This window comes from Flavobacterium sp., from assembly GCF_027533505.1.
Lineage (GTDB): Bacteria > Bacteroidota > Bacteroidia > Flavobacteriales > Flavobacteriaceae > Flavobacterium.
Window position 1 is genome coordinate 1 of record NZ_JAPZUB010000071.1, and the last position, 6666, is coordinate 6666.

The window sequence follows — 6666 nt, forward strand, 5'->3', positions numbered from 1 at the left end:
AGCAAGAGAAAAGAAATGCTTCATTCATAAACGGCACGTACTACACTTTTACACTTCAATTTGAAAATGAGGTAATTTGAAGACCTGCCTGCCGTTAGGAAGGTTTGAAAATGATCTTTCAAACGTAATTACGGCTTCACTAGTAAACTCATTCCACTTTTACACTAAACTACCTTAGTAAAACCTTGTGCTCCAAATTTTTAAACAGTAAGAAATTAAGGTTATATACATAGCCGATAATGATTAAGAAAAATTAAGTCGGCCAAGGGCCACGTACTTTGTGTCCTTAAACCATTGCGTTCTCTGCGCAATCTTGGCGTCTTTGAGGTAAAATTAGAAGCAAGAAGCAAGAGGAAAGAAATTCACCCTAAGCTCCAAAGAAGCTAAGTTTCTGAGCGGCTGAGCACTTCCTTCACTGCAACATACAATCATAACATCTTCGCGGCTTAGTGTCTTTGTGGCAAAGAAAAAAGAAGAACGTGATTCATAAACGGCTCACAATACACTTTTAAACCCTTTCCTCTTTTACACTGAAATTCCAATAAATAAATCCCTCCCGAAGTTACGGGACCAACGTCTAACGACCACTAATCACTAGTCACTAATCACTAATCACTAATCACTAGTCACTAATCACTAATCACTAATCACTAATCACTAATCACTAGTCACTAATCACTAATCACTAATCACTAGTCACTCTAAAGTCCAACATCTACTTATCAGCCACCCACTGCAAACTGCGACTGCCACTGAAAACTAACCCAAAGGGGCCACCCCATACACCACCTGCATCGTCGTGCCTTTGCCGATTTCGGAATGTAGCACCCGAATTTTCCCTTTGTGGTAATCTTCCACGATGCGTTTGGTCAAGGAAAGTCCCAAGCCCCAACCCCGTTTTTTGGTCGTAAAGCCGGGTTCAAAAACCTTGCGAAACTGATTTTTCGGAATCCCTTTACCGTTATCGGTAACGTTGATTTTGTAGTGCGTGCCGTCGTTTTCAATAGCCACTTCCAACGTGCCTTTGCCCCGCATCGCGTCGATGGCATTTTTCATGAGGTTCTCGATGGTCCAACTGTGGAGCGCCGGATTAATAGCCACCCAAAGCGGCCCCTCGGGAGCAGTAAAAGTGAATTGAACTTGATTCGAAAATCGCGCTTGTAAATAATCAAACGACGCACGGGTTTCCGCCACCAAGTCCAAGGTTTCCAGTACCGGTTCTGATCCCACTTTCGAAAACCGATCCGTAATCACTTGCAATCGCACAATGTCCTTTTCAATTTCCACCAGCGTCGACGCGGCCACCGTGCCTTCCGCCTTCAAGTATTCGAGCCAGCCGATCAGCGACGACAAGGGCGTGCCAATTTGATGCGCCGTCTCCTTCGCCATCCCCGCCCACAATTTGTTTTGCGTAGCCATCTTCGTACTGCGGTAAAAGTTGTACACCACCGCCGCAAACAAGAAAATAATGAGCAACAGCGCCGCCGGATAGTATTTCAACTTGTTCAGCAAATCCGAGTCGCCGTAGTAGAGGTACTGAAACTTCCCCGGAACGTATTCCATTTTGATCGGGTCGTTTTGCGATTTTAGATTCTCAAGCATCGCCTGCATTTGCAGCGGGTCCTTTTCTAGCGCCGGGTCAATGTTGATGTGGTTCACAATCTTCCCCTGTTGCGTAACGATGATGGGAATGTGCGCGTTCTGAATGATTTCAAACGGCAACGTAATATCGGTATCGATATCGGCATTGGCCAACGTCTTTTGCGCCAACGCCCACTGCTGCATCTTCACCCGTTCCTCCTCCTTAAAAATCTGAAAAAAGGCATAGGTGTTCCACAAAATCAGGGACACAATCACAAACGACGTGGCAATAATTATCCATCGGGTCACCGCGCGACGATCAGAAAACTGCATGCAAGGATTTTTTTCTAAAAATAACTATTTTTTTCATTGTGGCGCGTCCCCGAATGCAATTCCCTGCCCAACGCCAGAAACCGCACGGTCGGGGTCGGGCTCTCCACGGTACGCGGTACCTTGTTTCGATCCCTCGCGCGGCCCCTGCTTCTCAGCACCGTGTGCGAAATTTGGTTATCTTTGCTTCAAACGTTTACCCATGCTTACTTTAGACCCAAAAACGCTTACTCCGGTACAAATTCAAGGCTATTTGCAAGGAGCCATCGGTCCCCGACCCATCGCCTTTGCCAGTACCGTTGATGCCCAAGGGAATCCCAATTTGTCGCCCTTTAGCTTTTTTAATTTGTTCAGTGCCAATCCGCCGATACTGCTATTTTCTCCCGCCCGACGCGTGCGCGATAACACCATCAAACACACCTTAATCAACTGCCAAGACACCCGCGAAGTGGTGATCAATGTGGTCAATTACGCTATGGTGCAACAAATGTCGCTCTCGAGTACCGAATACCCCGACGGCGTCAACGAGTTTGTGAAAGCCGGCTTTACCGCTGTGCCCTCGCAGGTGGTCAAACCCTATCGCGTACAGGAGAGTCCGGTCCAATTGGAATGTAAAGTCAATGAAATTATTGCCCTCGGTACCGAAGGCGGTGCGGGGAATTTAATCATTTGCGAAGTCGTTAAAATTCATATCAACGAAGCGGTCTTGGATGCCAAAGGCACCCTCGATCCCGAAAAGATTGACTTGGTGGCTCGCTTGGGAGGCAACTGGTATTCACGGGCCAATGCCGGCCTTTTTGAAGTCGAAAAACCCTTGGCGACGCTGGGTATAGGGGTCGATGCCATTCCTTCCTTTGTGCGTGAAAGCGCCGTGTTTGATGGAAATGATTTGGGCAAATTAGGAAATGTCGAAGCCTTGCCTACCGAAGCGGAAATTGCTATATTTGTGAAAGAGAATTTGCCGGTAAAAGCCGCATTAAGCTCCGCCGATGAGGAGCAAGTGCACCTCAAAGCCAAAGCTTTTCTCGATGCCGGAGCGGTTGACGCCGCATGGAAAACCCTCTTGGCGCCACGAGTACACTAAATTTATGTATTATTAATTCAACTACGATTATGGAAGTTTCAGGAAGAGTAAAAGTGATTAATGCCGTTCAGCAGGTGAGCCCCACTTTCCGAAAAAGAGAATTGGTCGTCACGACCGAAGAGCAGTATCCTCAACACATTATGGTGGAGTTTACGCAAGACAAATGCGATTTATTAGACAGTTATCAGGTAGGAGAACCCGTTAAGGTTTCCATCAATTTACGCGGTCGCGAGTGGGTGAGTCCCCAAGGCGAAACCAAGTATTTTAATTCGATTCAAGGATGGCGTATCGAACGTGTTGCCGCCGAAGCACCCGCACAAGGCGGTCAGCCCATGGCACAGCAAGCACCACCGATGCCCGCCGCTCCCGCTTTTGAACCCGCGACGAGTTTCAACGAAGAAGAACACGACGATTTGCCGTTCTAGTTTTTTGTTTCAGGCCTGCCTGCCGTAGGCAGGTTTCAGGTTTCAAGTTTCAAGTTGGAGCCGGGAGCTATCAGGCTAAAAATCAATCCAATTCCAAATTCTATTGCGTAGGCTGTAGGGTTTGGAATTTGTTATATTAGTCGTTAGACGTTAGACGTTAGTCCTTGCTTCTACTTACTTCTAAAATCAAAAATCAAAAATCGTTAATCATCAATCGTTAATCATTCAGCATCACACGTTAATTGTACCACCTAAAATCAAAAATCAAAAATCATCAATCGTTAATCATTCAGCATCACACGTTAATTTTACCAAGTAAAATCAAAAATCGTTAATCATCAATCGTTAATCATTCAGCATCACACGTTAATTGTACCACCTAAAATCAAAAATCAAAAATCAAAAATCTTCAATCGATAATCCCATGCATTTCCTCACCAAAACCCTTTATTTCCCGCCGGTAACCGAGGCTTCGGTGGAGGGCTTGTTGGCGGTGGGAGGGGATTTGTCGGTACCGCGGTTGCAGTTGGCGTACCGTTCGGGGATTTTTCCGTGGTATGATGCCGACGAACCCCTTTTGTGGTGGGCGCCGCCCCAGCGGATGGTCGTGCATCCAGCCACGTATAAGCCGTCGAAAAGTTTGCGCAATTTACGCAACCGCGGGGTGTTTACGGTAACGCGCAATACCCAATTCAATGCCGTGATTACCCACTGCCAGCGGGCGCCTCGACGGGGACAAACGGGCACTTGGATTTCCCGCGACATCATCCGCGCGTATTCGCAATGGCACGAACTGGGGGAAGTTGTATCGTATGAAGTGTGGCAAGGCGACCGTTTGGTAGGCGGGTTGTATGGCGTTGACCTCGGTCATGTTTTTTGTGGCGAAAGTATGTTTTCGCTAGTTCCCAATGCAAGTAAAATGGCGTTTTTGCAACTCATCGAGGACCTGAAAGCGCAAAACTATAGGCTCCTCGATTGCCAAGTCCACAACGACCATTTGGAAAAACTCGGCGCGTTTGAAATCTCCCGGGACGCGTTTATGCAGATTTTGATTCCTTAGGAATAAGTGACTAGTGACTAGTGACTAGTGATTAGTCGTTAGACGTTAGACGTTAGACTTTAGAGTAATTAGTGATTAGTGACTAGTAATTAGTCCCGAAACTTCGGGGGTGACTAGTGATTAGTCGTTAGACGTTAGACTTTAGAGTAATTAGCCCCAAACTTCGGGGGTGACTAGTGACTAGTAACTAGAGATTAGTCGTTAGTCGTTAGACGTTAGACTTTAGAGTAATTAGTCCCGAAACTTCGGGGGTGACTAGTGATTAGTCGTTAGACGTTAGACGTTGGTAAAGTCGTAAGTCAAAAAGTCGTAAGTCATTTTAGCGGTCAGCCCTGAAGGGGGAATTAGTTGATGGTTGTCGGTTGTCGGTTGTCGGTTGTCGGTTGATGGTTGTCGGTTGTTAGAAGTTGGTCTCGAAACTTCGCGAGGGATTTGGAATTTGATTTTTGAAATTTGAATTTTTGATTGATATTGGCATCCTGCTTCTATTTAACTCTTTACTTTTTGTCTTGACGGAGGGGAGTCGTTGGACGTTAGAAAGTCGTAAGTCAAAAAGTCGTAACTCGTAAGTCGGGTTTGGACAAGAATTTTCAAACCTTCCTAACGGCAGGCAGGTCTTCAAATCTTCAAATTTTCAAATTTTCAAATCAATAGTCGTTAGACGTTAGTCAACGAGGTCATGTAAGCACGCCCATTTATAATTTATAATGCAACATTTAAAATAACTTCAATGAGGGAATTATTGCGTTGGGTAAAACTTTATTCAGAAAAGATTTAACTGAACTTTTGAAGTTACTTATTTCTATTGTAAAGACGACCAAAAGTAATCAACAAAAATAATTGCCAATTGACCATCATCCATTTTATATTTAAGACAGGAACGAATTAGAAACCAGCACACAACTTATCTTCCTTGAGTTGAAAGCTTGTGGTAGGATGTGAGTTGAATTTAAAGCGCAAATGGTTGACAAAATTAAAAAATAAATTATATTTGTCAACCTAAAACAACTATCATGGAATCAATAATAGGACAAAGAATACACAATTCGAGAGTTCATAAAGGATTGTCTATGCAGGAAGTTGCCAATAGTATTGGAGTTTCTAAACAGATGATTAACAAGTATGAACAAGGAAAATCTATTCCCACCAGTGATAAGCTAATTGCGCTTTCTAAGTTGTTTCAACAAAAAGTAGATTACTTTTTCAGAAAACCAGAGGTTACTATCGGGGAAATAAGTTTTAGAAAGAAAAGCAAATTTGGTGCTAAAAAGATAAGCGCTTTAAAAGAAGAAATCCGTATTCGAATAGAGAACTATTTGTACATAGAAAATATTTGTGAGGTATCAAATGATTTTGTAAACCCCTTGGCAAATAGTATTGTTGCAAATGAAATTGATATAAAAACCGCGGCAACTACTTTGAGAGCATTTTGGAATATAGGTCTGGATGCCATTCACAACATCATAGACTTGTTAGAGGATAATCATATCAAAGTAATTGAAATAGAGGATGAGAGTGGCAGCTTTGATGGATTGGCAACCGTAATTGATGACAAATACCGAATTATTGTTATTAGTAAAGGCATGCCAATAGAGAGAAAACGTTTTACTTTAATGCACGAATTAGGTCATTTGTTATTACCTATTGGACATTTAGACCTTAAACTACAGGAACGTTTTTGCAATGTATTTGCATCCGAAATGCTGTTATCGGAAGCTAACGTTTTTAATGAATTTGGTAAACAAAGAAGCCGTATTGCTTTAGAGGAATTAAAAAATGTACAAGAGAAATATGGAATCAGTATTTCTGCTATAGTATATAAGCTGGGTGAAACAGGAATAATGACACAAGTTCGAGTAAAACGATTTTACCAGCAATTGAATTTTGATGCTGAACTAAAAAGAGTTACAGAACAAAGTCGTTACGATGGTTTAGAGCATTCTAATCGTTATGAGAATTTAGTTTACAGAGCCGTTTCCGAGGAATTAATTTCTATGAGTAAGGCCTCCTCTTTATTGCAAATTAGTTTAGATAGTTTAAAAAATAAAGGCTTTAGTCTAAATAATATATTTATTATATTTGCTTTATGAAAGACAGTATTTTATCCCAAATATCGGAATTAAATCAGGAAGATAAATCCCGATTATACAAAGTTATTGAAGGCTTTTTGTTTGATAATGAAGTTG

The 6666-nt window shown here is 42.8% G+C and carries 5 protein-coding genes; 4 read left to right on the forward strand and 1 reads right to left on the reverse strand.

What is annotated here, in order from left to right:
• Positions 1–759: 759 nt before the first annotated feature.
• Positions 760–1914: a HAMP domain-containing sensor histidine kinase gene (locus O9316_RS12910; protein WP_298205048.1), complete on the reverse strand. Its 1155-nt coding sequence runs from the start codon at positions 1912–1914 to the stop codon at positions 760–762.
• Positions 1915–2113: 199 nt separating this feature from the next.
• On the opposite strand from O9316_RS12910, the gene O9316_RS12915 reads away from it, so the two are divergent.
• The 4 genes from O9316_RS12915 (at position 2114) to O9316_RS12930 (ending at position 6570) form a co-directional block, all read left to right on the forward strand.
• On the forward strand, positions 2114–2995 hold the full coding sequence (locus O9316_RS12915) for a flavin reductase family protein (RefSeq protein ID WP_298205049.1): 882 nt from the start codon (positions 2114–2116) through the stop codon (positions 2993–2995).
• 29 nt (positions 2996–3024) lie between these two features.
• Positions 3025–3420, forward strand: a complete 396-nt coding sequence (locus tag O9316_RS12920) for a DUF3127 domain-containing protein (RefSeq protein ID WP_298205050.1) — start codon at positions 3025–3027, stop codon at positions 3418–3420.
• 424 nt (positions 3421–3844) lie between these two features.
• On the forward strand, positions 3845–4480 hold the full coding sequence (gene aat / locus O9316_RS12925) for a leucyl/phenylalanyl-tRNA--protein transferase (protein WP_298205051.1): 636 nt from the start codon (positions 3845–3847) through the stop codon (positions 4478–4480).
• Between the two features lie 1013 nt (positions 4481–5493).
• On the forward strand, positions 5494–6570 hold the full coding sequence (locus O9316_RS12930; protein WP_298205052.1) for an XRE family transcriptional regulator: 1077 nt from the start codon (positions 5494–5496) through the stop codon (positions 6568–6570).
• Positions 6571–6666 lie beyond the last annotated feature (96 nt).

Coding starts and splice junctions, on each gene's coding strand:
- aat (WP_298205051.1), top strand. CDS start 3,845: ATGCATTTCCTCACCAAAACCCTTTATTTCCCGCCGGTAACCGAGGCT.
- O9316_RS12910 (WP_298205048.1), bottom strand. CDS start 1,914: ATGCAGTTTTCTGATCGTCGCGCGGTGACCCGATGGATAATTATTGCC.
- O9316_RS12920 (WP_298205050.1), top strand. CDS start 3,025: ATGGAAGTTTCAGGAAGAGTAAAAGTGATTAATGCCGTTCAGCAGGTG.
- O9316_RS12915 (WP_298205049.1), top strand. CDS start 2,114: ATGCTTACTTTAGACCCAAAAACGCTTACTCCGGTACAAATTCAAGGC.
- O9316_RS12930 (WP_298205052.1), top strand. CDS start 5,494: ATGGAATCAATAATAGGACAAAGAATACACAATTCGAGAGTTCATAAA.